We start from the raw sequence: 24183 nt of genomic DNA, 5'->3' as shown, positions 1-24183 counted from the left end.
ACCTGAAATAGAAGATAGATATGCCACATGTACTGTGTCTGGGGGAAATCCTCATAGACCAAATTGCCACTGAAACTGGCAGTTTTGAACAAGTAAAATCCTGGAATGCCTACCCAGGCGGCGCACCTGCCAATGTTGCCTGTGGTTTGACTAAACTTGGTACCAGTTCGGGTTTTATTGGTTGTGTTGGGCAGGATGCGGTGGGAAACCACCTCGTGCAATTACTGCAAAGCACGGGTGTCGATACTTCTGGCGTACAGGTTCATGCCACGGCTCCCACGCGCCAGGTTTACGTGACTAGATCGGACAGTGGCGAGCGTACGTTTGCAAAGTTCTCTAGCAATGAAAGCGATCGCGCTGAAACAGCTTTTGCTGATATGTTCCTGGACGCAGATCGACTGCCAGAAGATCTGTTTATCGAAGCGGATTTTCTGGTGCTTGGAACGCTCTGCCTGGCTAGTCCGATCGCGGCCAAAGCAGTAGAAAGAGCCTTGCAGTTAGCCGAGAAATATTACCTGGGTGTTGTGGTAGATATCAACTGGCGACCAATGTTTTGGCCCGATCCCAGTCAGGCTCTCAGCCAGATTCTCAGTTTATTGGCACATGTCGACTATCTCAAGGTATCAGTCGAAGAAGCTGAGTGGTTATTCCAGACCTCTAACCCCGTCGCCATCTCCGCCCTGCACGATCATCTGGAAGGAGTGATTGTCACCAATGGCGAGATGGGCTGCCAATTCTACCTGGGAGAGCGCGAAGGCAGCCATCCTGCCTTCCCAGTCGCTACCCAAGATACCACCGGGGCAGGGGATAGCTTTTTAGCGGGCTTTGTCCATCAGCTTTGCCATCACCCCCTCTCTCATCTCGACGATCCCGCTCTCGTTAGAGAAATAATCACCTATGCTTCGGCTGTGGGTGCGATTACAACTACAGGACTGGGCGCGATCGCCCCCCAACCCACTGATGCCGAGGTGAGAGACTTTCTACTTCAGCGTTCCTAACAGGGGCTGGGGCTTAGTCCCAGAAAATTGAGATGCGAACTGGGGGGCATGGAAACCACGGGAGTAGAGGTGTGGGTTCTCTTGAGCCACAATCGAAAAGGCGCTGCGAACTTCTGATGTCACGGCTACGGTCGTAGCATCGTAGGTTTGCGTCGCCAACTTAGGATATAGACCGATACCCACAATCGGTACGATCAAGCAAGCAGCAATAAAGACCTCACGCGGCTTCGCATCGATCCAAAACTTAGGTTCGATTTGCAGGTTTGACTGCGATCCATCGCTCGCACCGTAGAAGACTCGGCGCAGCATCGATAACAAGTAGATGGGCGTAATAATCAGACCAACAGCCGAGAGCGCAATTACCACTACTTTAAAGCTAGAACTGTAGATATCGCTGGTTGCAATTCCCAGGAATACACTCAGTTCTCCGACGAAACCGCTCATCCCAGGTAAAGCCAGAGAGGCAAACGCGCCCGCCGTGAATAGGGCAAATGTTTTAGGCATTACCTTTGCTAAGCCACCTAACTCGTCCATCATGAGAGTATGGGTGCGATCGTAAGTAATACCAGTGAGGAAAAAGAGACTGGCTGCGATCAAACCGTGGGATAGCATTTGCAATACAGCACCGCTAATGCCCAGATCGGTAAATGCTGCGAGACCTACCAGGACAAAACCCATGTGTGAAATTGAAGAGTATGCCAATCTTCGCTTCATATTGGTTTGCCCAAAAGCGGTGAAGGCACCGTAGACAATATTGACTACTCCCAACATTGCTAAAACCGGAGCGAAATAGATGTGCGCGTGGGGTAACATCTCAATGTTCATGCGAATGAGAGCATACCCACCCATCTTCAGCAGCACGCCAGCCAGAATCATTGAAACAGGGGCTGAAGCTTCACCGTGGGCATCGGGCAACCAGGTATGTAGGGGGAAGATCGGCAGCTTTACGCCAAATGAGATCAGGAATCCAGCGTAGGCAAATAATTCTAAAAGAAGTGGATAGTGCTTTGCTCCCAGCGCTGTCATGTCGAACGTGACGTTGTCGCCATAGAATGCCATCGCTAGAGAAGCAAGCAAGATAAATATGGAACCGATCGCGGTGTAGAGAATGAATTTTGTCGCTGCATATTGTCTTTTCGGCCCGCCCCAAATTGAAATCAGCAAGTAAACGGGGACTAGCTCCAACTCCCACATCAGGAAGAACAGCAGCATATCCTGCGCGGCAAAAACACCAATTTGAGCGCTGTACATCACCAGCATGAGACTATAAAACAACCTGGGCTTTTGTTTGACATCCCAGGCTGCAAAAATCGAAAGTGTAGTGATTAAACCAGTCAGGATAACTAAGGGCATGGATAAGCCATCAACTGCCAGAGACCAACTCAGGCCAATTTGCGGTACCCAATCATATTTCTCGACTAGCTGAAAGGAAGAGGTCTGTAAATCGTAGTGCTGCCAGAAGGTATAGATCGTTAAAACTAAATCTGCGAAACCAACGCCCAATGCATACCACCGAACGTTTTTACCATCTTTATCGGGGATTACAGGTATAGCCAGAGCGGCCAGGAGTGGTATCAGCGCGATCGCCGTCAACCAAGGAAATTCGGCAGTAATCATGGTGAGGATAAATACTTATTTGCTCTAATTCCTATTCTACGAAGTTTTTGTGAAATTAACTCTACATTTCGACACATAAATTCATGAAGATATGAATACCTGTTAACAAATATTCATAGAGATAGATCGATGTATTTTCTAATACGCTCGGCGAGCGATCGCATTGCGATTAGGAAACAGCGATTTACCAATCATTCCTGATAATGTCGGCGGTTAATTTAGCTTCGTCTAGGTAATATTGCCCATGTTTATCCGATAAGCGATCGCTCATTTGGCTGATATTTAACTTTACAAAGCTTAATAAAGATATAGCTATAGCCAACAGGCTTAGGACGGGGTGCAGGGGTAGAACCCCTGCGTGGGGGCGCAGCCCCCACACCCCTGTCCTAACAGATCTGCATACGGCTATAGATCGGCGATTGAAATCGCGGCTACACAAACGAAACCAGCTCGGGCGGGTTAAGAGGGGGATTTTGTTAACCGAGGTAGGCTTCGATGACGGCGGGATCGTTTTTGACGGTTTCGGGTTGGCCTAGAGCGAGGAGTTGACCAAAGTGGAGAACGGCAATGCGATCGCACAGTCCCATCACCAGAGGTACGTTATGTTCGATCAGCAGAATAGTTAACTGAAACTGTTCGTGTACTTGACGAATAAATTGACTGAGTTGCGCTTTTTCATTAGGGTTCATGCCAGCAGCGGGTTCGTCTAGCAGTAAAATCTTAGGATTTAGTGCCAAAGCCCGCGCAATCTCCAGGCGACGCTGGTCGCCATAGGAGAGATTGCGTGCCTTCTGCTCCTTTTTTTGTGCCAAACCAACTAAATCCAGCAGTTCTAGGGATCTAGTCCGAATCATTTTTTCTTCAGAACGAGATGGATGAATGCCAAATACGCCGCTAAATACGCCAGATCTGGTTTGAATGTGGTGAGCGATCGCGACATTCTCCTGTAATGTAAGATCGCCGAACAGGCGAATATTCTGAAAAGTGCGGGCGATCCCCAGAGCCGCAATCCCGTGGGGGCGGAGGTTTGTAATGTCGCGTCGATTGAAAATTAACTTGCCACTACTCGGCAAAATCAACCCCGTAATCAAGTTAAACAGAGTAGTTTTACCCGCACCATTGGGGCCAATTAGACCGAATATCTCACCAGTTTGGACGCTAAAGGAAACATCATTGACAGCTACCAATCCACCAAAGCGGCGCGCGATCGATTTAACTTCCAGAGCGTCCGTCATAGTTTTCTGTCAGTTTTAATAAGGATGTGACAACATAAAAAGTATAAGGTATACAAGCAGATCTGTGCTGTAACGCATCCTTAGTTAATTATGGATGGAACTTTTGGGAATAGCCCCCCATCAAAAATAGTAGCCGACTGCAGCCAACACCGCTAAAAGCATCCCATTTTTTGAGAATTAAGAATGGATTATTTATTAATATCCAATTTGAAGAGATGTCTCAATAAGGATCGGATATAACATAAATAAAAGCCTAAAAATACTTCCTAACGGGAACAATGCTTTACTTAAACTCATCAAACATGATAGCTTAAACTTTGTCGAACAAATTCAATCTAATGAATGCAATTTTAAGAATGGGGGAATTTTTTGCCAGGACTGGGATAACTGCGGTAGAAAAGAAAAGCAATCTGTTTCTGGCGCTAGTTTTGGGATTGATAACAGCGCTACCTAATGCATCGGCGATCGCCCAGCCAACTAACCCAGGTGGTTCCTGGTTGGATCGCCCCCCTACTAACTGGAACAAACAACCATCAGGATTTCCTCGCCTACCCGATCCCGCACCTGCCACCAATCTGGAGCGGTGTCGCGAATCGGTACGCGAGCCAGACAGCCCAGCAGAAAAAGCTCTAGCCAGACGCGGTTGGAAATTATTCGGGGCATCACAGCACTACGGTATTACCCAACTCGTAATGGCAGCATCTGGTTTTGATGGCATGTGCAGGCCAGTGGGCTATCAGGCTTTTATTTATGTAGAAGGCAGATATGCTGGGACGCTCTCACCTGTGCTGATGGATTCGCGTACGGACGGCGCGTTGATCGAAGCCCGACTGCTCGATGCCAAAAGAATTAGTGCGGAATTTGTGCGATACAGCGCTACCGATGCCCTCTGCTGTCCCTCAAAGACTAGCTCTGCTAGTTATACCATCCGCAATGACGAAGTTCCCGACCTTACAATGACAGAAGTGGCAACTAGCCTCAACTGTCGAGATAACGCTCAAACTAGCGAGCAAAAACCCGTAACTTCTAACGATGTAACGACTCTGTTTAATAAGCGTTGGGTACTTACCACCATAGGCGAACGGCAAGTCAAGAACTATCTCTATATTGAATTCAATGCGAAGGAACAGCGCTTTGCAGGTGACAGTGGCTGCAACCGCTTTGCCGGGCGCTTTACAAGTTCGGGCGAGACATTAAAGCTTTCCCAAGTCATCAGCACGCGACGAGCCTGTGTTGGTAGAGAAGCTCAGCAAGATGAAACTGAATTTTTGCGATCGCTCGAATCGATAACCCGATTTGAAACTCAAGCAGATACTCTGCGATTGTACGCGAGCGATCGGTTAGCTTTAGTTTTTAAGAGCAATTTTAAGAGCAAATAGATTTCTCCTGAAAACTGACCATGCCAAACTCTACCTCTTCCCCTCTGTTCGTGCTAGCTTCCGCTTCGCCAGCACGGCGATCGCTCCTTCAAAACGCTGGTTTTGAACCAATTGTAAGGGTCAGTGATTTTGACGAGGCACAAATTCAGGTCGAAGAGCCATCTGCTCTAGTACAAGCCTTGGCAAAGGGTAAGGCTGAGGTTGTTGCCCAGCAGTTCTTGGGGCAAAACGCACTGATTGTGGGATGCGACTCCGTCATGTGCGTAGATGGCGAAATCTACGGCAAACCAATCTATCCCGAACCAGCGATCGCGATGTGGCAAAAGATGCGCGGCTACTACGGCACGTTATTTACCGGACATTGCCTGATTGAAATGCAAACATGGCGATCGATCGTCCGAGTTGCCGCCACGACCGTACACTTTGCCAATGCCACAGATGCTGAAATTGCGAGCTACGTTAACAGTGGCGAACCATTGCATTGTGCTGGGTGTTTTACCTTGGAAGGCTTAGGCGGATTGCTCATCGAAAAAATAGAGGGCTGTCACACAAATGTATTGGGGCTAAGCCTGCCTGTACTACGGCACATGCTCGACGAGATGGGTTATGCGATCTCCTTTAGTCCGGGACGCAAAGCAATTCTTGAACGGACACAACTGGACTCGAACCAGTGACACCTACGATATGTCAACGTAGTGAATTTGTCGCTGATATGGAAATACTCGCAGTCGCATTTGTTTTGCCGGATCGAGAATTGTTAGCCATCTGTTAATAACCCTGCAAGGTGGTGAAGTGACCGACGAGTTCTGCCGGGGTTGTACTTCTAACTAAACCCAAGAAATCACCTTCTGGCACCAATCTGATTAGGGTATCAGCATTCTCAAAGGGTAAACTGCCACCCGCAGTAATTAGGGAAATATCGGCTGCGGTGATGCCTCCGGTAAGACCGATTGTATCCATACCACTACCAAAATCGGCGATGACATTACACAGATCGGCGTTAGCCACTGCCATGTCAGTTCTGAGAATAAAAAGATCGTTCCCGCCTCCCCCTATGAGGTAATCGCGACTAAAGTCACCCACTAACGTATCGTTTCCCTGTCCGCCCCAGAGGGTATCTTCTTCGCCTCTACCGCCCAATAAGAGATCGCCACCTTTGTCCCCATTGATTTTATCGGAACCGTCGTTGCCATAAATCGTATCGTTCCCCTGTCCGCCCCAGAGCGTATCGTTGCCGCCGTTACCGCTAATTAAGTCATTCCCCTGATTCCCATTAATATTTTCCGCATCCATTGAGCCGTAGATCGTATCGTTACCAGCTAAACCGCAGACCAAATCGCCCGTAAATTGCCCTGGATAGAACGTGTAGCGATCGGAATCGCTTGTCAAATTGAAAAGATTAACAGGGATTGAAGTTTCTGTAAGTAACGAATATCCGCTGAGTGGTGGATCGAGGTTGCAGAGATCGACACCAAAGCGATCGAGGATGGTAGGCGCAATATCTGCGCGTTCGCCGTTCCGAATTACTCCCTTGTCATTTGTTGCAAGAAAAACGTAAGGTGCATCGATGTGGCTTCTATTCCCTTCGTCAAAGCCGTGATCGGCGGTTACGTAAATCAGCGTGTTGTCGTATAGATTCAGCTCTCGTAGTCTGGTTACGATCTTGCCGAGCCAGGAATCGGCAGAGATGAGAGCATCGTTGTACTCATGAGAGTTTTCGCCAAAGGTGTGCCCTTGAAGATCGCTCTCGTAGAAATGAAAGAAGAAAAAGAACGGCTCGTTCTTGTATTTGTCAATTGCCTCCAATGCCTGTGTGCCGACCTGGCTATTTATCGTTAGACCGTTGACGAATAAATCCATAATATCTTTGGCATGATAGAAAGCCCTAGCTGGCAAAAGGCGATACTCAATACCATTCTCAACTATAATTTGCACGCCTCTTTGAATGAGTTCCTCTTTCTGCTTCTCGGTTCCTTGGAAGGGAACTTTTGTAGGCGGATCGGCACCCACAAGGGAACCTCCTCCGATCGCCGCAACTGTCGCAATGTTATCGAATCCAAAGAATTCCTCTAGCCGCTCGAAGATCGTGTATCCCTTTGGAATTGCTTGATAGCGAATGTTGCTATACTCCCCAGTTATCTCCGGTGAGTAGCCAGTCAGGATTTGGGACCATCCAGCATTGGTATCTGTCTTGCCATTGATATCGATCGCGACCAGAGTCCCTTCTGAGATTAACTGACTGAGGTTTGGCAGATCGCCCCGCGCTAAAGCTTCCTGCACGTGTCCGCGTTGCGCTCCATCCCAGCCGATTAGAATGATGCGATCGCACTTTTGCTTAGGAGCGGTAATGGTATTAGTGCTGCTCATATTTCACCTCCTGAAGTGAGGGAATCAGCGCAAAAAGTGAGCTAAAGCATAAATTTGAGACATGCCATCCCCCACTCCGACGATCTGTTGTATAGATCCACAACTGAGAATTAGCAGTAAGAAAAGACTGGGAAAGGCAACTAAGGATCGTTACAGATTCAAACTTCACTGCCAAAACCTTGTAAGACTTGTAGGCAGACAGCGTGTTTCAGAAATTGTTTAAGTTATTTTTGTCACGATCCTAATTGTATTAAGACAAACGGTAAAAAAGTAAGATAAGAAGTCATTCTTCAGTAATAAAAGTAAGAAAAGCGGGAGAATGAGCGTGATTTGCCTTCCATCAAGGAGATTTGTTCCTCAGAATGCTTGCTAGTTCCTCCACCGATTCCTAGCTTCCCAACTGAATGCAATATCATTGTGGATTTGCCGCATCGACCATCCTTCACGGTAATATTTTCTCATATAATGTCGTACGCCTTCCTCGTCTGGATAACGCCCCAAATGATCCCAGTAGATTTCTCGAATGCAGTGAATTATTTCGTGACGGCTTCCTCCACCGCGTCTAATTTCATGATAGTTGCTGCAGACTCGATCTCCATATCTATCCCTATATTGCCACTGTGCTTCCACTGGTTTTGCAGTTCCTAAAACTAGAACTGCTGCAACAGTAGCAACCGCTATAGCAAGAACTCTCCCCATAATTTCCTCCTGTTTTCATACATCTCTACAAGCTAGTGAAAAGAGTTTACGTGACTATTTAGCTGCCAGCTATACTGCCCTTATCATTAGCTATAGCGTTTTTCAATTGAGAACAGGTTTTATTGACGGGGTGAAGGGGTAGAACCCCTTCTTGGGGGCAACGCCCCCAAACCCCTTCTCGTTTTCATCTGAAAACCGCTATATCATTTACAAATCATTGCCACATACTTCCTCTTCCGCTATTTTTAGCCTCGATGATATAGACTACCAATGCCTCCTCTATCTACCACACACGTTCAATATTTGGCATCGCAGATCGCAGTTATACAAAGGTAAGGTTAGACGCATCGATGTGTCGGCCAGCAATAACTGCAACCATCTCAGCTCCTCCACCTGGAAGTCCCCTCGAAAGAATCGTGTCTGTCGGTTCTGGAGTCAACCCCCAACCAGGATCTGGATTCGTCCAGGACTGTTTACCGTAGTTGAAGTAGTAGTTGCCAGACGAGACTTGAATTGTGTCTACTCCTGGTGTAAAGTCCCAAATAACAGCGAAGCCTTCACCAAACTGTTGTCCGTAATAGCTGCTGAGGATAAACGTATCCTGCCCGCCAAAACCAACCATCTGATCGAAACTATTGCTGGTTATGCCATTATTAGCGTCTAAGCGATCGTTGCCTCCTGCACCAGCCAAAAAGTCACTGCCAGCATAGCCGTTGATAGCTGCAGGTGTCATGAAGCTATTTATATTCATACCAACTGGCACGTGATTGATGAGTACATCATTACCTGGTGTTCCATCGATTGGAATAATTGGTGGCTGCACATCCCCACCTCCACCGCCTGCACCTGCATTGAAAGTCACCCCTGTGTCTCCTGGAGCAGTAACTTGCAAGCGGAACTCGGAGGTAATCGGAGCAATTCCAAAGCTCGTAACACGTGCTGTGTAGTTTATACCAGGCTGCACTACAAAAGTAATCTGAGCGTTAGGAGCCCCTCCACCGTCATCGCTAAAGTCAAGGATATTTCCATTGTCGTCGAGAAGCTGAAGATAAGGATCGTAGATGTCTCCTGAGGTTTTAATTAGGTCAAGAGTAATTGTTTGACCGACTAGGAACCCTGAAAGACGAACATCTTCACGATGAGTTATGCCTCCTCCCCCTGGAGCAGGAAAATCAACATCGCTTTGATCCAGCTTACCCATAAAGTTAGTAATCGACATTTGTGCTTACCTCCCACTAGAAAGTACGTTACTTGCATTAATCAAGCGATGGTTCGTGCCTATTTAAGGCAAGGATTTGAATACACCATCACTTCATTTCTATTTCTCCTAGACGGATATCTTTAGTCTAGAAAAATCACTCAAACCTGTCAGTAAGAATTGGAAGAAATAAGTTGAGAAATTTTGTCCAAATTGGGTATGAAAGTGAAGATAGTAAGGTAATTGTTTTTAGGCTGCAAAGGTTAGAAAAGTAAGCTCAACGATCGTTAGTTTTGCTCAAAAGTTTTGCTCAAATAGGCTGTAATTCTGAGGTAAGCTAAACTATAGGCCAATCCGAGGAGACAATTACTGTTCTATGACTGTCGATGAGGCACTGACATTACTGGATACAATCCTGTGCAGTCAACACCTTACTCCAATTCAGGAATCGGTATTCTGCAAGTCGTGGGAAGGGATTACCTATGAGGAAATCGCATCTGAAAGCGGCTACGATTGCGATTACATCAAACAAGTTGGATCTCAGTTGTGGCGATTACTTTCAGAAGCTTTTGGTGAGAAAGTTACTAAAAAGAATGTCCAGTTGGTTTTGAGTCGCTACGATTGGCAGGGAGATCCAGAAACAATCGTTCGGATTAACAGGAATGCCTTGCAAAAGTCCAACCAGGATTGGGGCGAGGCTGCCAACATCTCGGTGTTCTTCGGGCGCACCGACGAGCTGGCTACCCTAGAAAAGTGGATCGTTCGCGATCGCTGCTGTTTGGTGGCCATCCTCGGTATGGGTGGCATTGGCAAAACGGGGTTATCCGTCAAACTCGCCCGCCAAGTCCAGAGAGAGTTCGAGTATACGATCTGGCGCAGTCTGCATCATGCCCCATCCCTGCGCGAGTTAATAGAGGGGATCGCGATCGCCGATCTTCAGGATATCGATTTGCCGGATAGCGATCGACAATTGGTTGCATGCCTCTTGCGATATCTGCAAAAACATCGCTGCCTGGTCGTGCTCGACAGCTTTGAGGCAATTTTGCAAAGCGGTCAACTCGTGGGAGCCTATCGCGAGGGCTACCAGGGATATGGGGAGTTGCTCCGGCAGTTAGGTGAGGTTTCGCACCAGAGTTGCATCGTCCTTACCAGTCGCGAGGAACCAGGGGAGGTTGCCAATCTCGCTGGAGAGACATTGCCAGTCCGTGCCTTCAGGCTTGCGGGACTAAGCCATGACGATGCCGTACAAATCCTGCATGCCAAAGGCTTGACCGGCTCTACCAGGGCGACCGATCGGTTAGTCAAATGGTACATGGGCAACCCTTTAGAACTGAAGATGGTAGCCACCATAATTCAAGATCTATTTGAAGGTCGCATTGCCGAATTTCTCAAGCAAGGTACGGCGGTTTTCCAAGGGATTTATCGTCTATTAGAGGGCCAGATCGATCGCCTGACGGATTTGGAAATCCAAATCATGTACTGGCTGGCAACGCATCAAGGCTCGGGTTCCTATACAGATCTTTGGAACGACCTGTCAGTAACCATCCCCAAACACGAATTATTAGAAGCTCTATCTTCTTTGCGGCAGCGATCGCTGATTGACAAACACGGTGCGGACTTCCACCAGCAACTCGTCGTGATGGAATACATGACGGAAAAACTCATCGCGCAATTCTGCCAGGAAGGAGGAGATTCGGAAGATTGTCATCCGGGTTGTGAAAGTGGAAAAAACTCGCTCTCCTGTGCTTTGTTCCGCACCTTGCAAAGCTATGCAGCCATGAAAGTGGAAGTCGGTAAATCTCAGGTGTTGCGATCGCATTATCTCGAATTGCCAACGGACAATCGCAGCAATACAGACCGACCCCTATCCTATCTCGATTATGGTACCCCAGGCGGTTGAAGCCGATGGATCTGGGCAATAGCCTACGATGGCACAACGGTGCTAATGAGTGATACGCCTGCCAACCAGGCGGTCTATCCGCAGCACAGCAATCAAAAAGTGGGCTGTGGCTTTCCCTTGGCAAAGTTAGTAGTGTGTTTTTTGGGAACAACCGGATATGCTGGAGAGAGTGGTTATTAATTTTGGCTATGCGATCGCTCTACCCTCATATCGAACCCTACAACCAGGCTATGCTTCAGGTTTCCGAACTCCACAGTATCTATTTTGAAGAATGTGGTAACCCTGACGGCAAGCCCGTAGTGTTCCTGCACGGTGGCCCTGGTGGTGGTATTATTCCGACTTATCGCCAATATTTCGATCCATTGCGGTGGCGCGTCGTCCTGTTCGACCAGCGAGGTTGTGGGAAGAGTACGCCCCACGCAGAGCTTCGCGAAAATACTACTTGGGATTTAGTGGCCGATATTGAGAAGTTAAGGGTGCATCTCGGAATAGAGAAATGGGTCGTGTTTGGTGGTAGTTGGGGTAGTACTCTTTCCCTTGCCTATGCAGAAACCCATAGCGATCGCGTTAAGGGCTTAATCCTGCGCGGTATCTTCCTCCTCCGCCAAAAGGAATTGCAATGGTTCTATCAAGAAGGAACTAGCTATATTTTTCCAGAGGCGTGGCAAGAATATTTGAAACCTATTCCTCAAAGCGATCGCCACGATCTCATCGCTGCCTATTACCATCGTCTCACCAGTGAAGATTTGCAAATCCAATTGGAAGCTGCTCGCGCCTGGTCGATTTGGGAGGCTAGTACGAGTAAGTTGTTAATTGATACCAACTTAATTGAGGAGTTTGGGGAGGACAATTTTGCCACGGCATTTGCCCGCATTGAGTGCCACTACTTTATCAACAAAGGTTTCCTCGAACCAGAGAGTTACTTGATCGAGAACGTCGGTCGCATTCGCCACATTCCTGGCGCGATCGTACAGGGACGCTACGATATCGTTTGTCCTATGGTGTCGGCGTGGGAATTGCACCAGGCTTGGCCAGAAGCCAACTTTATCGTCGTCCCCGATGCCGGACACTCCATGACCGAACCAGGCATTACACAAGCTTTACTGGAAGCTACGGATCGCTTTGCAGAACTTTAAGAGCTGAGCCTGCATTACTTGCCTCCTACTGGTTCTAAATTCAAAAATGGGATAGCGCCGGAATTAACATTGGGTAACTTACCGTCCCATTTGGCGATCGCCTCTCGCTGGTTATCCAATTCCTGCTTTCGCAATACCTTGTCATCCAAAGAGACTTGCAATAATTTCTGCGCTTCGGCTTCTCCCTTTGCCTGATTGACCCGCGCTAGGGCTTCTTGTTCTGCTTTCTTGGCAATATAGACGGCTCTTTGCGAATCCTGTTCGGCAACTTGCTTAGCTTCAACGGCTTGGGCAAACTCTGGCGAGAACTCGATATCCACAACGCTAGTGTCGTAAATTTCAATGCCATACTTGGCCAACCGCTCGCTTAATATCTCATCAAACTGCTGCTTCAATTCCGGTCGTCGCACAATAGAATCTTCAGCCGTGAACTGGGCTACTGCTGTCTTAAAAGACTCCTGCGTTTGAGGGGCGATGATGCGTTCGACAATTTGATCCAGATTTCCTTGCTGTTGATAGGTTTGGGCAACGCGATCGCTCTCCAGAGCAAAGTTAACTGCAAATGTAGCCTTCAGATCTTGCAAATCCTTAGTCGAACCTTTAGCGGGCACTTCGTGTTTCTGAACTTTTACGTCAATGCGGATAACTCGATCCTCGATCGGCACGATCCAGTGTATGCCCTCTGACAAGGGGCTGGGGTCAACTGCCCCAAAATGGGTGACGACACCGCGCTCTCCCGCGCCAACAATCGCGATGGGAGGAAAAAGTAAAATCAAGACTATAGCAGCGATCGGAATTACTGTGGATTTGATTAGCGATCCCATATTTGCTCTAAATCTTTAGGTTGACAAATCCATTACCAATATACATAGCCATCTAATTCAAGTTGCGCACTCGCACTGTCTATACTGCCGCGTGACAAGTTTTTTGCATTGCCCGCATGGAGTCCGGTTTGAATTTTAGGCTGACTGCTGACCGCCATCATCTTCTCCCTGACGCTGGTTAATCAAGATGTCTAACATGCGATTTGTCTCAGTGCGCAACCCGGCGATCTCGCTTTGCTGTTGGGCAATTATGCCAATCGTATGCATGAATTGCCGACTCATCTCAGATTGCTCCTGCTGTAGCATGGCTTGATTCGCTCTCATATCTGAAAACAGTTCCCGCAATTCCCTAATCTGTTCGCTGTTTTGGGCGACGGTTGTAGCTAAGCGATCTAACATTTCATCTGTCCATCTCTCTACTGTCATAATGCTCTACCCCTAAATTCGCTTTCTTGTCTATTCTTTAATTGCTTGAATTTTAGAGATCGAACGTCCGATGTTTTAACGACGGCATTTGCGTTCTTACTTGCTCCAAGCGAGAGGGGTTGATTTCCGCGATCGCTGCACCAATGCGATCGCCCGCATCTGCCAACACTACACCCCAGGGATCGACAATCATAGCGTGACCGTGGGATTGCCGTCGGGGATTGTGCATGCCCACCTGGGCGGCTGCAATTACGTAGCAAGTGTTTTCAATTGCCCTCGCCTGCAAAAGAATCTGCCAGTGATCCTTACCTGTATAGGCGGTAAATGCGGCTGGCACGAATAAGACATTAGCGCCCTGCTTTGCCAAATAGCGATATAACTCGGGGAATCGTACATCGTAGCAAACCGATAGCCCCAGGTTCCCTAGCTTATCCGATCTATACACCTGCGGTGGTTCTGAGCCTGCCACAATTGTTTCCGATTCTCGATAGGTATTGCCATCAGGTAAGTTGACATCAAACAGGTGCATTTTGTGATACCTGGATAACTCTGTCCCATCGGCTCCCACTAGTAGGGCAGTATTGAACATTTTGCCATTATTTTCCAGATCCGTTCCATCAACGGGAACAGGAAATCCTCCCCCCAGGATAGTCACCTGGTAGCGTTGTGCCATAGTCACCAAAAATTTCTGGCTGGCTTGGGCAATCTCTTTTGCCATCCGCGCTTTTTCTTCTTCGTCGCCCAAAAAAGCAAAATTTTCAGGCAAACAAATTAACTCCGCACCGCGATTGACGGCAAGCTGAATTAAGTCCTCTGCCTGGGCAAGATTCTTCTTCAAGTCTGGCAGACTCGTCATTTGTAAGGCAGCAGCTAGGTATGGCTTCATCTTGATGTTCGTAATATATGTGTAATTTCAGGCTGGTTAAACCCACTCTTCATCATCACTGTTGGGATTGGGGGTACTGTCAGAGCGATCGCCTTGATTAGTTGCCTCCGCTGTAGCAGCATCACTAGCAACCTCTATTGTCGTTTCTCCAGAATCTATATTCTCACTATTCTCGGGTGTAGGTTCTGTTTGTGCATTTGTTTCCGATCCTGACTGAGTCAATGCATCTGACAAATCGGCGGTAAGCGTATCCACTGTGACTATTTGTTTTGCTTTTTCTATTTCTTCTGTTTCTTCAGGTGCTTTTATCTCCTCTGCTGCTTCTGTCTGTTCTGTTCGAGCGGCATCTTCAGTTTCTTCTGTTTCTTCAGGTACTTTTATCTCCTCTGCTGCCTCTGTCTGTTCTGTTCGAGTAGTATCCTCAGTTTCTTCTGTTTCCTCAGGTACTTTTATCTCCTCTGCTGCTTCCGTCTGTTCTGTTCGAGCAGTATCCTCAGTTTCTTCTGTTTCTTCAGGTGCTTTTATCTCCTCTGCTGCTTCTGTCTGTTCTGTTCGAGCGGCATCCTCAGTTTCTTCTGTTTCTTCAGGTGCGCCAGTCCGAGCCATCCCTTCTACCTCTTCAGGTTTTTCAATTTCTTCTACCTGAGTACCTTCGTCTGCTCGATCGCTTAGAAGAGAGCGATCGATTTCTTCAGCCTCGCCTTTTTCCTCTGTTGCCTGGCTTTCTGGCGATCTAACCGGAACTGGCCGTTCGACTGTTGCAGATTTTCCACCTGGTAGGAAAGCTATCACTTTATCGATTAGGCCGGATAACTGAGCCAATAATGGATTGGTTGAGGCAGGCTCCGATGCATTTGGCTCTGTAATTAGTTCCGCAGTTTGTTGAATTGGTGCCAATGGTTCTAGGGAGAGCAAACCTGGCGATCGCTTGCCCAAAATCGTGAATTCTTTACTGATGCGATCGACTTCATAGGGAGCAAGGCCATTAAATTCAGACGATGGCACGAGCATAACCCTGGCAGCCGCGACTCCCATTTGCCATAGCAAATTAGCAACCAGGAGGAATACCTCCGCCCAAAGGATGCCAAGCAGGCGCAACGCGGGTGGAAAAGGAGCCATATCTGCGGCAAGAGGAGCAGCGATGTAGATTTGCCGAAACACTACGTACATAAACAAGCCCGCGACCACTGCAATCCAAGCTCCTATATACCAACCGTTGATGCGTCGGCGCAAGACCGAGAGCACCCGCCGCCGATCGTCACTGAGTTCGGTGGCTGGCTTTGCCAATACCCAGAGACTAAAAGGATAAAGTGGATTTTGCCATTGCAACCATACGGTTAATGCTATAGGTGGAATACCCAGGACTAGCATCTCCAACCAACCAGGAAATATCGGATCGCCAACCGCTAAACCCATCATGCACAGTACGAGCGCGAGCGGTACTGCGGCAAGTAGGGCTAGATGAATCCAGAGAAATGGTTCCATTTTTTGATATGTAGAGCTTAGTAAGGGATTGCCAAGGTTTTGTTGGGACATAGCATTAAATGCGCGATCGCGTACACGAACACAGAGAAATAAGAGAGGTATATGTTTATAGCTCTCGTAACATCTGTATTTTATACAGGCTGTTGCCTATATTTAACAAATCTTTGCGACTGCTAAGCCAGGTAAGCCTGGGTAATTTTAGACTAGGCAATCAATGGTTTGAAGCCGTGTTTGACGGATGCCTGTCCGATCTGCTCCATTTTCGCGATCGAAATTTGATTGCGTCCCCATGAAAAGTTGGTATGCCAACCTTCAAACTCTAAGAGCATGGACTCGGCAAAGCAGGCAAATAGCTGTCTGGCTGGGGTACTCATGTTGACAATTTTCATGATCTTCCAGTCGATATCCAGGCAATGCTCGACTATGCCACCGTTAATTATATGTATGTCGGGCAACTGAATTGTGGTGGACATATTTTTGGGGTAGCCACCGTCAATCAGAATGCACGGGCGCTTGAGGGAGTTGGGGTCAATTTCCATACCCTTTGCCATACTAGCAACCCAAATGACGATATCAGCTTCTGGTAAGGCTGCTTCGATGCTGGCGATCTTGCCGCGTCCGAGTTGGGCTTGCAGATCTCGAAGGCGTTCCTGGTTTCTTGCCACCAGGATTAAATCTTTAACGTCGGTGCGCGCGTCTAACCATCTACAAACTGCGCTACCTATGTCGCCCGTAGCCCCACAAATTGCCACAGTAGCTTGTGAGAGATCTATGCCAAATTTGTGGCTGGCTTCCTCTACCTGACGACAAATAATATAAGCTGTGTGGGTATTGCCAGTGGTAAAGCGCTCGACTTCTAACTGGATATTGCGGATCTGCCGGATCTCGCTGAGGTTGAAATTCTCAAAAATGATTGATGAAAATCCGCCCAAGGCAGTGATATCAATGCCATGCTTCTGGGCGTGTACCATCGCATTAATAATCTTGCGGGTTGCTGCCTTAAACCGCTTAGTTGCTAGCATCTCTGGCAAAAAACAAGACTCTACATATTTGCCCTGGATTTTCTGACCCGTCGCACTCGTAACGGTAATGTCATCGACAATCTGCGGTGGAGCCATGCACCAGAATTCCAAGCCCTGGTCTGCATATTCTTCGTAGCCTAAATCTCTTGCAACCAACTGGGCGTGATCCAGGCTTGTCAAATGTCCTATCAAACCAAACATTAATTATTTTGGGTCTCCTAGTATTTCCTAGCATTAACAATAAGTATTAGCTCGGATGAACCAATCTAAGCGGGTAGTAACCCCATAGCAGACATTTTCATAATGTCGCGGGTATTAAAGCCAATTTTGCCCAAACTTTCGCCATACTGAATCATAAAGTCCTCGACGAGGGCTTCCTTTTCCATTCCGAGAGTTTTGGCATCTTTCTCCACCTGGTTAAGCATTTTCCAGACAATTGGTAGGTTTTGTCTGTTGGCTTTTTCTAAGCCAGCTTTGGATTCATCAAAGTTTTGCTGGAGCCACTCTTCGCCAAAGTTAAGGTGCAAATACTCGTCTTTGACCACACCTTCAGTGATTTTGCGGGCAAAATCGTCGGCGACAGGAATGTAGATGTTATATGCCGCGATCGCAAAGCATTCAATAATCAATGCCTGAATCAACAAGCAGGTAACGACATCACCTTCGGCAAAAGCCTTCTGAAAATTGCCATGCAATCCGGTAAAAAATTCCTTGGCAAATGCCATATCGGGTGTTACGTTTAAGTTGCGACCGCAGGCGGTAAACCCCTTCATGTGGCGCAGTTCCATTTTTGCCAGCTTAGCAAGATCGTCCTTAAGTTCTGGCAGCAATTCCCCAATTTGTATGTAGTTATCGTGGGCTTCCTGCTCTCCCTCGATCACGATCGCGTTGATCCGACTGTAGGCATCACGATAGGTTTCAGACTGAAAATCTAGATCTGAAGCCAATTCAAGTTCCTGACCCACCATGCTTGCCTCTTAAAGAATCTTTATCATTATTTCACATTTGTTATTCTAGTTCATCCCCGATCGCTAGGCATAGATCGCTAGGCATAGTATTTTCTGGGTGGCGGTCAATCCTGAAAATTTTTAGTAGGTTGAGCAGCCGTGCGATTGTCTCGAATTATAATCGCAGCCATGCTGGAACACGATGTCATCATTGTCGGTGGTGGGTTAGCTGGCTCTCGCGCCGCCGTTGCGATCGCGCAAAACTACCCGAACTTAAATTTGGCTCTGATCTCGAAGGTACATCCGATCAGATCGCACTCAGTTGCCGCACAGGGCGGTATCGCTGCTGCCTTAAAAAATGTCGATGCCCATGATGATTGGCTGACCCATGCCTTTGATACGGTCAAAGGTTCGGATTATCTGGCCGATCAAAATGCGGTGGAAATTCTGACCAAATCCGCTGCCGAGGTAATTATCGACCTGGAACATTTAGGTGTATTGTTCTCCCGTGCTGAAGACGGTCGCATCGCCCAACGTGCCTTCGGCGGGCATACCAACCGTCGTGCCTGCTATGCTGCCGATAAAACGGGGCACGCCATTCTACACGAGCTGGTGAGCGGTATGATGCGCTACGGTACCAGGGTGTATCAGGAATGGTACGTGATGCAACTCATCTATGAAGATGGTGAGGTTAAGGGGGTAGTTGCCTACTGCATCGAGACTGGAGCCATTGAGATAATTCGCGCCAGGGCGGTTATGTTTGCCACGGGCGGTTATGGTCGCGTCTTCAATACAACTTCCAACGATTTCTCGTCTACGGGCGATGGTTTGTGCTTGACGGCGATCGCTGGATTGCCGCTGCAAGACATGGAATTTGTGCAATTCCACCCCACCGGCTTATATCCCGTTGGCGTTTTGATTTCGGAAGCGGTGCGCGGGGAAGGGGCATATTTGATTAACGATCTTGGCGATCGCTTCATGGCAAATTACCCGATTAGCGCCAATAAAATGGAACTATCGCCGCGCGATATTACTTCCCGCAATATTGCCCAAGAAATTCGAGCGGGGCGGGGCATTAATGGCGGTGCCTACGTGTACTTAGACGTGCGCCATCTGGGGCGAGAGAAGATTATCAGCCGCATTCCGTTTGCCCGCGAAGAGGGTATGCGCTTGTTAGGTATTGATTGTATCGATCTTCCACTCCCCGTAAGGCCGACCGTGCATTATTCTATGGGCGGCATTCCCACCAACATTGATTGCCAAGTTATCGATGTAGATAGCCAGCCGGTACCGGGTTTTTTTGCCGCTGGCGAATGTGCCTGCGTATCTGTCCACGGTGCCAATCGCCTGGGGGCAAATTCCCTGCTGGAATGCGTCGTATTTGGCAAACGGGCGGGCGAAAAAATTGCCGCCTATGTCAGCGATCGCCCCATGCCAAAACTGGACGAGTCCAGCTATCGAGCGGCGGCGGTAGCAAAAGTCAAGGGTTTACTGGATCGGCAGGGGGCTTACCGCCTCTACGACCTGCGCGCCGATCTACAAGATGTCATGACCGAGCATTGCGGTATTTTCCGCGATCGCGAGAGCCTGACTCAAGGTTTGGCGGAAATTAGGCGAATTGCGGAGTGCTACGAGCATGACCTGCACGTAGACGATCGCAGCAGCACGTTCAACATGGATCTAATTGCCACGCTAGAATTGCGCAGCTTGATTACCGTGGGCGAAATTATTATGAAAAGCGCCCTCCAAAGGTGCGAAAGTCGAGGTGCCCACTCCCGCAGCGACTATCCCCAGCGCCACGACGAAGCATGGCTCTGCCACTCGCTCGGCTATCTAGAGCAGGGTACCGTGCAAACCAGTACTCGTTCTGTCGATTTAAGCCTACAGGCGATCGATCGCGATCGCTTTACGCCCCAGGAACGCAAATACTGACCCTCTCTCACCTCTGTCTAATTCCCTAAACGTAAAACCATGTCGCCTGCCAAGTTGCCAATAATCTATTCTGATACCTTTTTAGAGCACCAAACCGGGAGCTTTCATCCAGAAACGCCAGGTAGGTTGACTGCGATCGTGTCAGCCCTACAACAATCTCCTTGGCAAGAGCAACTGGAGTGGCGACAACCAACCCCGATCTCGCAACGTCCGATTCTCAAGGAAGTGCAGCGTTTTCATACACCTGAGTACGTCGCGCAGGTAAAACAAATATGCGAATCGGGTGGCGGGTACCTGGATGGGGATACGGTTGTTTCGTCTCAAACCTATGATGTAGCGTTACTAGCAGTTAGCGCGTGGCTTGATGGCATAGATTTAGTGGAGGCATCGGGGCAGCCCGCCTGGGTAATTGCCAGACCGCCAGGCCACCACGCCCGCGCTCGTACAGGTATGGGGTTTTGCATTTTTGCCAATGCCGCGATCGCCGCATTCTACGCACTCGATCGCCCCAATATAGAACGTGTAGCTATTTTGGACTGGGACGTACATCACGGCAACGGTACGCAGGAGGCTGTGTGGGAACATCCTCAAATTGCCTATATCTCAACGCACCAAGCTCCTTTTTACCCCGGCACTGGCTGGCCGCAGGAAACAGGCGCGCATGGCAATATTCTGAACCTGCCGATCGCGGCCAATACCAGCATGGAGGAGTACCTTCCCACCTTCGAGCAGCAAGTTCTGCCGTTTTTAGTGAAATTCAAACCCGATCTGTTAATTGTGAGCGCTGGTTTTGATGCCAATCGCGACGATCCACTTGCAAATATATGCTTGCTACCCCAGGATTACGGCACTTTAACCAAACTTTGCCTGCAACATACCCGCAAAATCCTATTTGGCTTAGAGGGCGGTTACGACTTTGAGAGCCTGTCTGCCTCTGTACTGGCAGTAGTCGAACAGTGCTTAGTAGCTTAACTAATAGCTAATAGCTAACAGATACCAACTAACGTTCTAGCATTAAGCGATCGCGATTCGTATCTTGCCAAGGTCTACTGGTAAAGCTATTAGTCAGGAGAGCATTGGGGCCGCCCCATTTTTGATTGAGCGATCGCAGTAATCGATCCTGAGCGTTATGAAAAGTTTCGATATCGCCCTCCCCGCGATTGATAATTGCGAACCAGATCGGCCCGCGATCGCGAGTGGGTAACATTCCAGCCAGGGCGCTCACATCAGAGAGCGTTCCAGTCTTGACCAAAGCCCCTGGTGGCAGGTGTCTGATATCAATCGTGCCGCATTTACAATCGCTGACAGGCAGCAAATCGGCAAGAGTTAAGTTGAGAGATCTAGCGCGATTTTGCAGGGCAATTAAGATGGCCACCGCCGCCTGTGGCGAGATTTGATTTTGCTGACCCAGACCGGAACCGTTAATTAAACGAATTTGTTCGGGAGATATGCCTGCGGCGCTAGAGGCTTTTTGGATGACTACTTCGCGTCCTCCCATAGAGGTGGCAAGCATCTCGGCGATCGTATTGTTGCTGTAGATATTCATGAGTTGGAGCATTCGCCGCAGTGGCACAGAAGAATGGCGAACCAGTTCTTTAGTTGCGCTGGTACTGGGTATGGATAATTCATATCGAGTTGCCCCTGCGATCGCGATCCGGGGTTTGGGCGTACCTTGGGGTAGCTTTGCATATTGTTTCAAGATCTCGTCATCCCAGTTGGCGGAGTCAAAAGCACGCTGCAATAAGTTGGCTGACTTTTGCGGATCGGTCTCGAAGTTCATGGCAAAAAAGCCAGTTACGATTAAATTGCCCTGTACTCGCTGAATGCCAAGTCGATTGAGGGCGTTTGCCATTGCGATCGCCTCTTCCCAGACAAATACCGGATCGCCGCTTCCTTGCACGATCAAATCTCCCTGGAGAGTATTGCCAACTATTTCCCCACGTGTCGAGGCGATCGTCACCACCTGAAAGTCAGGCTCCCAAGTGGAAAGTGCGGCTAAGGTAGTAGCAAGCTTTGTGAGTGAAGCGGCAGGCAACGGTCGAGTACCTTGATGGGTTGCCAGTAATGCCCCGCTATTAGTCTGGATCCAAACTCCCTGGTCTAACTCTGAATAGCCAGATGCCTTGAGGTCGAGCAAGAGAGTTTTTACTACTTCTGCGGCAGTTGGATCGAGTGCGAAGTCCGATCCTACAGGCTCTAGTGCCAATGTAGGTGTAGATATAGCAGCAAATAGCGATACAGGTAAATTTGCTCTGGGTGTATCGTTAAAATACTGTACTGAAGCAGTCAAGAGGATAGATCCAAATAAACTCAGCATAAGTTCAAGATACGCTCAACTAGCTATAGCGGTTTTCAGATGAAAACGAGAAGGGGGTTTGGGGGCGTTGCCCCCAAGAAGGGGTTCCACCCCTTCACCCCGTCGATAAAACCTGTTCTCAATTGAAAAACGCTATAACTTAAACTTTAATTTACAAACAGCTTCTAATATTTACACGCACCTTCTAAAATTAATAATAACTTAAGGTATATTTGGGATTTACAACAATAGAGTGGCAGTCGGCAAGGGGTCGCGATCGAGCATTAAATACTGTATATATACCTGGTGGAATTATGGAACTTTGGGAACAAATCAGTCGCCAGCGCGTGCAATATATTGTTGATAGCTATCAACTCTACGGGGATGACATGGATAATTTTGAAGATTATCTGGAAGAGTTACTCGTAGCATATCAACCACCGCAAATTGAACTGGCGATCGTCGAAACCTTGGTTAGTAGCTGGTTCCAACTCCCTTTTGAGAAAGGCATGCCATTCATCAATGCCGTCCACGAACGGTTGAAGGATTGGGAAATCGATCCAAACTCATCTCCAACTATCAGTCCTGCTCAATTTCAACAAATTACAGGTTTAGATCCAACCCCAGTATTCGGTCGCGGCGTTAATCCTTCTTTGCCAAAGAGCGCTTCGCAGTTTAGTTAGCCATGAATTACCGCATCGCCGTTAATGGACTGCGACGCAGTACGGCTAAGTCCTCCTCATCCATTGCCACTGGAGTACCGCTGTGAATTAGTTCGGCAAAATCTTCATTGGGCACCATAAAGCAAAGAGCATAAAGACGAGAATTACCCGTATTTTGGATCGAATGCGTGCCCGTAGGTGGAACGAGCAAACTATCCCCAGCTCGAATTCTCATGGTTTTGCCGTCGCAGAATGCTACACCTTCACCTTTGAGGATAAAAAACATCTCAACTGCCATATTGTGACGATTTGGGGGAGTTTTACCGCCTACATCAAAGATTTCTACGCAAAATGTGAGAGAAACATCACTATTACTGGGCTCGAAAACGATCGCTAGCCGATTTGTATCATGTGGACTGATGCGAAAGGCTTGATAGTCGCTGGGTGACTTCACAACGGGAATAACGCAACGCTGAGATTCAACTGGTGCAACTACGGGGGAGACGAGAGACATATGGTGAAATTAATTATATTTGGGTACTCGAACCAATAACTTATTCAAACCTCACTTTTATTGTGGAGCCTCAATGCGATCGCGCCAGAATTCTCAATTAATTATTTAGTATTCAGCCATGAATTTTGGCATATAGCGGTTTTCAGATCGGAGGTGACTAGGGGGTTTGGTGGTGTTGCCCCCAAGAAGGTGAGGCAGGTCGGTCTTGGGGGTTCCCCGTTAGAGCCACTGCCGTGTTCCACCCCTTCACCCCGTCAATAAAACCCGTTCTCAATTGAAGCTGACGAACACGATCCCCTGGCGGGCAAAGGCACTGCCATCATAAATCGGAGTCGACGATCCGCCGTTGACGTAGGCTCCGCCATAAATCCAGACGGCAACGGGCAGTTTCTCCCCAGGCTTAATCTGGGCGGGTCGCCAGACATCATCCATTTCTCCTTCAGTTCGCGTACTATTTCCATCTCTTCTGCACCTACCCTAATACCAAATCCTGTTTAGAAGATTTCTGGCAAAGAAAATACCCGTCGGTGCAGCATCCCCGTGCCTGCCCTCAACCAATCGGGGCGATCGCAGCGGAGCCTGAAATTGCAAAGATGGATGGTTTAAACATAGGGTCTCCAAAGAGTGTCTATAGGGTGTCCATACTGGAGCGTACTTCTA

At 48.2% G+C, this 24183-nt stretch carries 21 protein-coding genes and 1 pseudogene; 8 read left to right on the top strand and 14 right to left on the bottom strand.

Annotated features, from left to right (window positions below):
- The first annotated feature begins 20 nt into the window (after positions 1 to 20).
- Positions 21 to 998, top strand: coding sequence for a carbohydrate kinase family protein (locus tag PSE6802_RS0126895; protein ID WP_019503118.1), 978 nt, complete (start codon positions 21 to 23; stop codon positions 996 to 998).
- Here the strand turns inward: PSE6802_RS0126895 and PSE6802_RS0126890 are convergent.
- Together PSE6802_RS0126890 and PSE6802_RS0126885 are read right to left on the bottom strand one after the other, a co-directional pair.
- Complete coding sequence (locus PSE6802_RS0126890) at positions 981 to 2615, bottom strand: NAD(P)H-quinone oxidoreductase subunit 4 (protein WP_019503117.1); 1635 nt, start codon at positions 2613 to 2615, stop codon at positions 981 to 983. The two genes, PSE6802_RS0126895 and PSE6802_RS0126890, sit on opposite strands and share 18 nt — an antisense overlap.
- Positions 2616 to 3091: 476 nt before the next feature.
- Positions 3092 to 3850 carry an ABC transporter ATP-binding protein gene (locus PSE6802_RS0126885; RefSeq protein WP_019503116.1) on the bottom strand — a complete coding sequence of 253 codons (759 nt, stop codon included), beginning with the start codon at positions 3848 to 3850 and terminating at the stop codon, positions 3092 to 3094.
- 338 nt (positions 3851 to 4188) lie between these two features.
- Between PSE6802_RS0126885 and PSE6802_RS0126880 the strand changes: the two genes are divergently transcribed.
- On the top strand, positions 4189 to 5229 hold the full coding sequence (locus PSE6802_RS0126880; RefSeq protein WP_202950732.1) for an META domain-containing protein: 1041 nt from the start codon (positions 4189 to 4191) through the stop codon (positions 5227 to 5229).
- Between the two features lie 20 nt (positions 5230 to 5249).
- Positions 5250 to 5903, top strand: coding sequence for a Maf family protein (locus PSE6802_RS0126875; RefSeq protein ID WP_019503114.1), 654 nt, complete (start codon positions 5250 to 5252; stop codon positions 5901 to 5903).
- A 94-nt stretch (positions 5904 to 5997) separates the two neighbouring features.
- Here PSE6802_RS0126875 and PSE6802_RS31570 read toward each other — a convergent pair whose 3' ends face one another.
- The 3 genes from PSE6802_RS31570 to PSE6802_RS0126860 all read right to left on the bottom strand — a co-directional run bounded on the left by PSE6802_RS31570 (position 5998) and on the right by PSE6802_RS0126860 (position 9514).
- Complete coding sequence (locus PSE6802_RS31570) at positions 5998 to 7596, bottom strand: alkaline phosphatase family protein (protein ID WP_019503113.1); 1599 nt, start codon at positions 7594 to 7596, stop codon at positions 5998 to 6000.
- A 369-nt stretch (positions 7597 to 7965) separates the two neighbouring features.
- Positions 7966 to 8295 (bottom strand): hypothetical protein, encoded by a 330-nt coding sequence (locus tag PSE6802_RS0126865; RefSeq protein ID WP_019503112.1) that lies wholly within the window; start codon positions 8293 to 8295, stop codon positions 7966 to 7968.
- A 322-nt stretch (positions 8296 to 8617) separates the two neighbouring features.
- The gene (locus PSE6802_RS0126860; RefSeq protein WP_019503111.1) at positions 8618 to 9514 is read right to left on the bottom strand and encodes a hypothetical protein; all 897 of its coding nucleotides are present in this window, start codon (positions 9512 to 9514) and stop codon (positions 8618 to 8620) included.
- A gap of 355 nt (positions 9515 to 9869) precedes the next feature.
- Here PSE6802_RS0126860 and PSE6802_RS30500 point away from each other — a divergent pair, with 355 nt between their 5' ends.
- Complete coding sequence (locus PSE6802_RS30500) at positions 9870 to 11393, top strand: NB-ARC domain-containing protein (RefSeq protein WP_019503110.1); 1524 nt, start codon at positions 9870 to 9872, stop codon at positions 11391 to 11393.
- A 188-nt stretch (positions 11394 to 11581) separates the two neighbouring features.
- Entirely contained in the window at positions 11582 to 12529 is a 948-nt protein-coding gene (gene pip, locus PSE6802_RS0126845) for a prolyl aminopeptidase (protein ID WP_019503109.1), read from the top strand.
- Between the two features lie 14 nt (positions 12530 to 12543).
- Here pip and PSE6802_RS0126840 read toward each other — a convergent pair whose 3' ends face one another.
- The 6 genes from PSE6802_RS0126840 to PSE6802_RS0126815 form a co-directional block, all read right to left on the bottom strand.
- Positions 12544 to 13353: a prohibitin family protein gene (locus PSE6802_RS0126840; RefSeq protein WP_019503108.1), complete on the bottom strand. Its 810-nt coding sequence runs from the start codon at positions 13351 to 13353 to the stop codon at positions 12544 to 12546.
- 135 nt (positions 13354 to 13488) lie between these two features.
- Positions 13489 to 13779 (bottom strand): hypothetical protein, encoded by a 291-nt coding sequence (locus PSE6802_RS0126835; protein WP_019503107.1) that lies wholly within the window; start codon positions 13777 to 13779, stop codon positions 13489 to 13491.
- A 52-nt stretch (positions 13780 to 13831) separates the two neighbouring features.
- The gene (locus PSE6802_RS0126830) at positions 13832 to 14665 is read right to left on the bottom strand and encodes a carbon-nitrogen hydrolase family protein (RefSeq protein ID WP_019503106.1); all 834 of its coding nucleotides are present in this window, start codon (positions 14663 to 14665) and stop codon (positions 13832 to 13834) included.
- 36 nt (positions 14666 to 14701) lie between these two features.
- On the bottom strand, positions 14702 to 16201 hold the full coding sequence (locus tag PSE6802_RS31565) for a low-complexity tail membrane protein (RefSeq protein WP_019503105.1): 1500 nt from the start codon (positions 16199 to 16201) through the stop codon (positions 14702 to 14704).
- A 152-nt stretch (positions 16202 to 16353) separates the two neighbouring features.
- Positions 16354 to 17373 carry a long-chain acyl-[acyl-carrier-protein] reductase gene (locus PSE6802_RS0126820; protein ID WP_019503104.1) on the bottom strand — a complete coding sequence of 340 codons (1020 nt, stop codon included), beginning with the start codon at positions 17371 to 17373 and terminating at the stop codon, positions 16354 to 16356.
- A gap of 65 nt (positions 17374 to 17438) precedes the next feature.
- Positions 17439 to 18140 (bottom strand): aldehyde oxygenase (deformylating), encoded by a 702-nt coding sequence (locus tag PSE6802_RS0126815; protein ID WP_019503103.1) that lies wholly within the window; start codon positions 18138 to 18140, stop codon positions 17439 to 17441.
- A 168-nt stretch (positions 18141 to 18308) separates the two neighbouring features.
- Here PSE6802_RS0126815 and PSE6802_RS0126810 point away from each other — a divergent pair, with 168 nt between their 5' ends.
- Together PSE6802_RS0126810 and PSE6802_RS0126805 are read left to right on the top strand one after the other, a co-directional pair.
- A complete protein-coding gene (locus PSE6802_RS0126810) occupies positions 18309 to 20051 on the top strand; it encodes a succinate dehydrogenase/fumarate reductase flavoprotein subunit (RefSeq protein WP_019503102.1) in 1743 nt (580 codons plus the stop codon).
- A gap of 39 nt (positions 20052 to 20090) precedes the next feature.
- Positions 20091 to 21023, top strand: a complete 933-nt coding sequence (locus tag PSE6802_RS0126805) for a histone deacetylase family protein (protein ID WP_019503101.1) — start codon at positions 20091 to 20093, stop codon at positions 21021 to 21023.
- A gap of 28 nt (positions 21024 to 21051) precedes the next feature.
- Here the strand turns inward: PSE6802_RS0126805 and PSE6802_RS0126800 are convergent, their stop codons facing one another.
- Positions 21052 to 22368: a D-alanyl-D-alanine carboxypeptidase gene (locus PSE6802_RS0126800; protein ID WP_019503100.1), complete on the bottom strand. Its 1317-nt coding sequence runs from the start codon at positions 22366 to 22368 to the stop codon at positions 21052 to 21054.
- Positions 22369 to 22580: 212 nt separating this feature from the next.
- Between PSE6802_RS0126800 and PSE6802_RS0126795 the strand changes: the two genes are divergently transcribed.
- Positions 22581 to 23030 carry a hypothetical protein gene (locus PSE6802_RS0126795; protein ID WP_225902713.1) on the top strand — a complete coding sequence of 150 codons (450 nt, stop codon included), beginning with the start codon at positions 22581 to 22583 and terminating at the stop codon, positions 23028 to 23030.
- A 7-nt stretch (positions 23031 to 23037) separates the two neighbouring features.
- Here the strand turns inward: PSE6802_RS0126795 and PSE6802_RS0126790 are convergent, their stop codons facing one another.
- Together PSE6802_RS0126790 and PSE6802_RS33965 are read right to left on the bottom strand one after the other, a co-directional pair.
- Positions 23038 to 23523, bottom strand: coding sequence for a cupin domain-containing protein (locus tag PSE6802_RS0126790; RefSeq protein ID WP_019503098.1), 486 nt, complete (start codon positions 23521 to 23523; stop codon positions 23038 to 23040).
- Positions 23524 to 23796: 273 nt separating this feature from the next.
- Positions 23797 to 23949 (bottom strand): annotated as a pseudogene (locus PSE6802_RS33965) (carboxylesterase family protein); the annotation flags it as partial.
- Positions 23950 to 24183 lie beyond the last annotated feature (234 nt).

Source organism: Pseudanabaena sp. PCC 6802 (assembly GCF_000332175.1).
Classification (GTDB): domain Bacteria; phylum Cyanobacteriota; class Cyanobacteriia; order Pseudanabaenales; family Pseudanabaenaceae; genus PCC-6802.
Note: the sequence above shows the minus strand (reverse complement) of the source record. Positions and strands in the feature narration are given on the sequence as shown.

What these genes read in the sequence shown, in the direction of transcription:
- PSE6802_RS0126810 (WP_019503102.1), top strand. Translation starts at nt 18,309, where the DNA reads ATGCTGGAACACGATGTCATCATTGTCGGTGGTGGGTTAGCTGGCTCT.
- PSE6802_RS0126815 (WP_019503103.1), bottom strand. Translation starts at nt 18,140, where the DNA reads ATGGTGGGTCAGGAACTTGAATTGGCTTCAGATCTAGATTTTCAGTCT.
- PSE6802_RS0126865 (WP_019503112.1), bottom strand. Translation starts at nt 8,295, where the DNA reads ATGGGGAGAGTTCTTGCTATAGCGGTTGCTACTGTTGCAGCAGTTCTA.
- PSE6802_RS0126790 (WP_019503098.1), bottom strand. Translation starts at nt 23,523, where the DNA reads ATGTCTCTCGTCTCCCCCGTAGTTGCACCAGTTGAATCTCAGCGTTGC.
- PSE6802_RS0126880 (WP_202950732.1), top strand. Translation starts at nt 4,189, where the DNA reads ATGAATGCAATTTTAAGAATGGGGGAATTTTTTGCCAGGACTGGGATA.
- PSE6802_RS31565 (WP_019503105.1), bottom strand. Translation starts at nt 16,201, where the DNA reads ATGTCCCAACAAAACCTTGGCAATCCCTTACTAAGCTCTACATATCAA.
- PSE6802_RS31570 (WP_019503113.1), bottom strand. Translation starts at nt 7,596, where the DNA reads ATGAGCAGCACTAATACCATTACCGCTCCTAAGCAAAAGTGCGATCGC.
- PSE6802_RS0126805 (WP_019503101.1), top strand. Translation starts at nt 20,091, where the DNA reads ATGTCGCCTGCCAAGTTGCCAATAATCTATTCTGATACCTTTTTAGAG.
- PSE6802_RS30500 (WP_019503110.1), top strand. Translation starts at nt 9,870, where the DNA reads ATGACTGTCGATGAGGCACTGACATTACTGGATACAATCCTGTGCAGT.
- PSE6802_RS0126895 (WP_019503118.1), top strand. Translation starts at nt 21, where the DNA reads ATGCCACATGTACTGTGTCTGGGGGAAATCCTCATAGACCAAATTGCC.
- PSE6802_RS0126840 (WP_019503108.1), bottom strand. Translation starts at nt 13,353, where the DNA reads ATGGGATCGCTAATCAAATCCACAGTAATTCCGATCGCTGCTATAGTC.
- PSE6802_RS0126835 (WP_019503107.1), bottom strand. Translation starts at nt 13,779, where the DNA reads ATGACAGTAGAGAGATGGACAGATGAAATGTTAGATCGCTTAGCTACA.
- PSE6802_RS0126875 (WP_019503114.1), top strand. Translation starts at nt 5,250, where the DNA reads ATGCCAAACTCTACCTCTTCCCCTCTGTTCGTGCTAGCTTCCGCTTCG.
- PSE6802_RS0126885 (WP_019503116.1), bottom strand. Translation starts at nt 3,850, where the DNA reads ATGACGGACGCTCTGGAAGTTAAATCGATCGCGCGCCGCTTTGGTGGA.
- PSE6802_RS0126890 (WP_019503117.1), bottom strand. Translation starts at nt 2,615, where the DNA reads ATGATTACTGCCGAATTTCCTTGGTTGACGGCGATCGCGCTGATACCA.
- PSE6802_RS0126820 (WP_019503104.1), bottom strand. Translation starts at nt 17,373, where the DNA reads ATGTTTGGTTTGATAGGACATTTGACAAGCCTGGATCACGCCCAGTTG.
- PSE6802_RS0126860 (WP_019503111.1), bottom strand. Translation starts at nt 9,514, where the DNA reads ATGTCGATTACTAACTTTATGGGTAAGCTGGATCAAAGCGATGTTGAT.
- pip (WP_019503109.1), top strand. Translation starts at nt 11,582, where the DNA reads ATGCGATCGCTCTACCCTCATATCGAACCCTACAACCAGGCTATGCTT.
- PSE6802_RS0126830 (WP_019503106.1), bottom strand. Translation starts at nt 14,665, where the DNA reads ATGAAGCCATACCTAGCTGCTGCCTTACAAATGACGAGTCTGCCAGAC.
- PSE6802_RS0126800 (WP_019503100.1), bottom strand. Translation starts at nt 22,368, where the DNA reads ATGCTGAGTTTATTTGGATCTATCCTCTTGACTGCTTCAGTACAGTAT.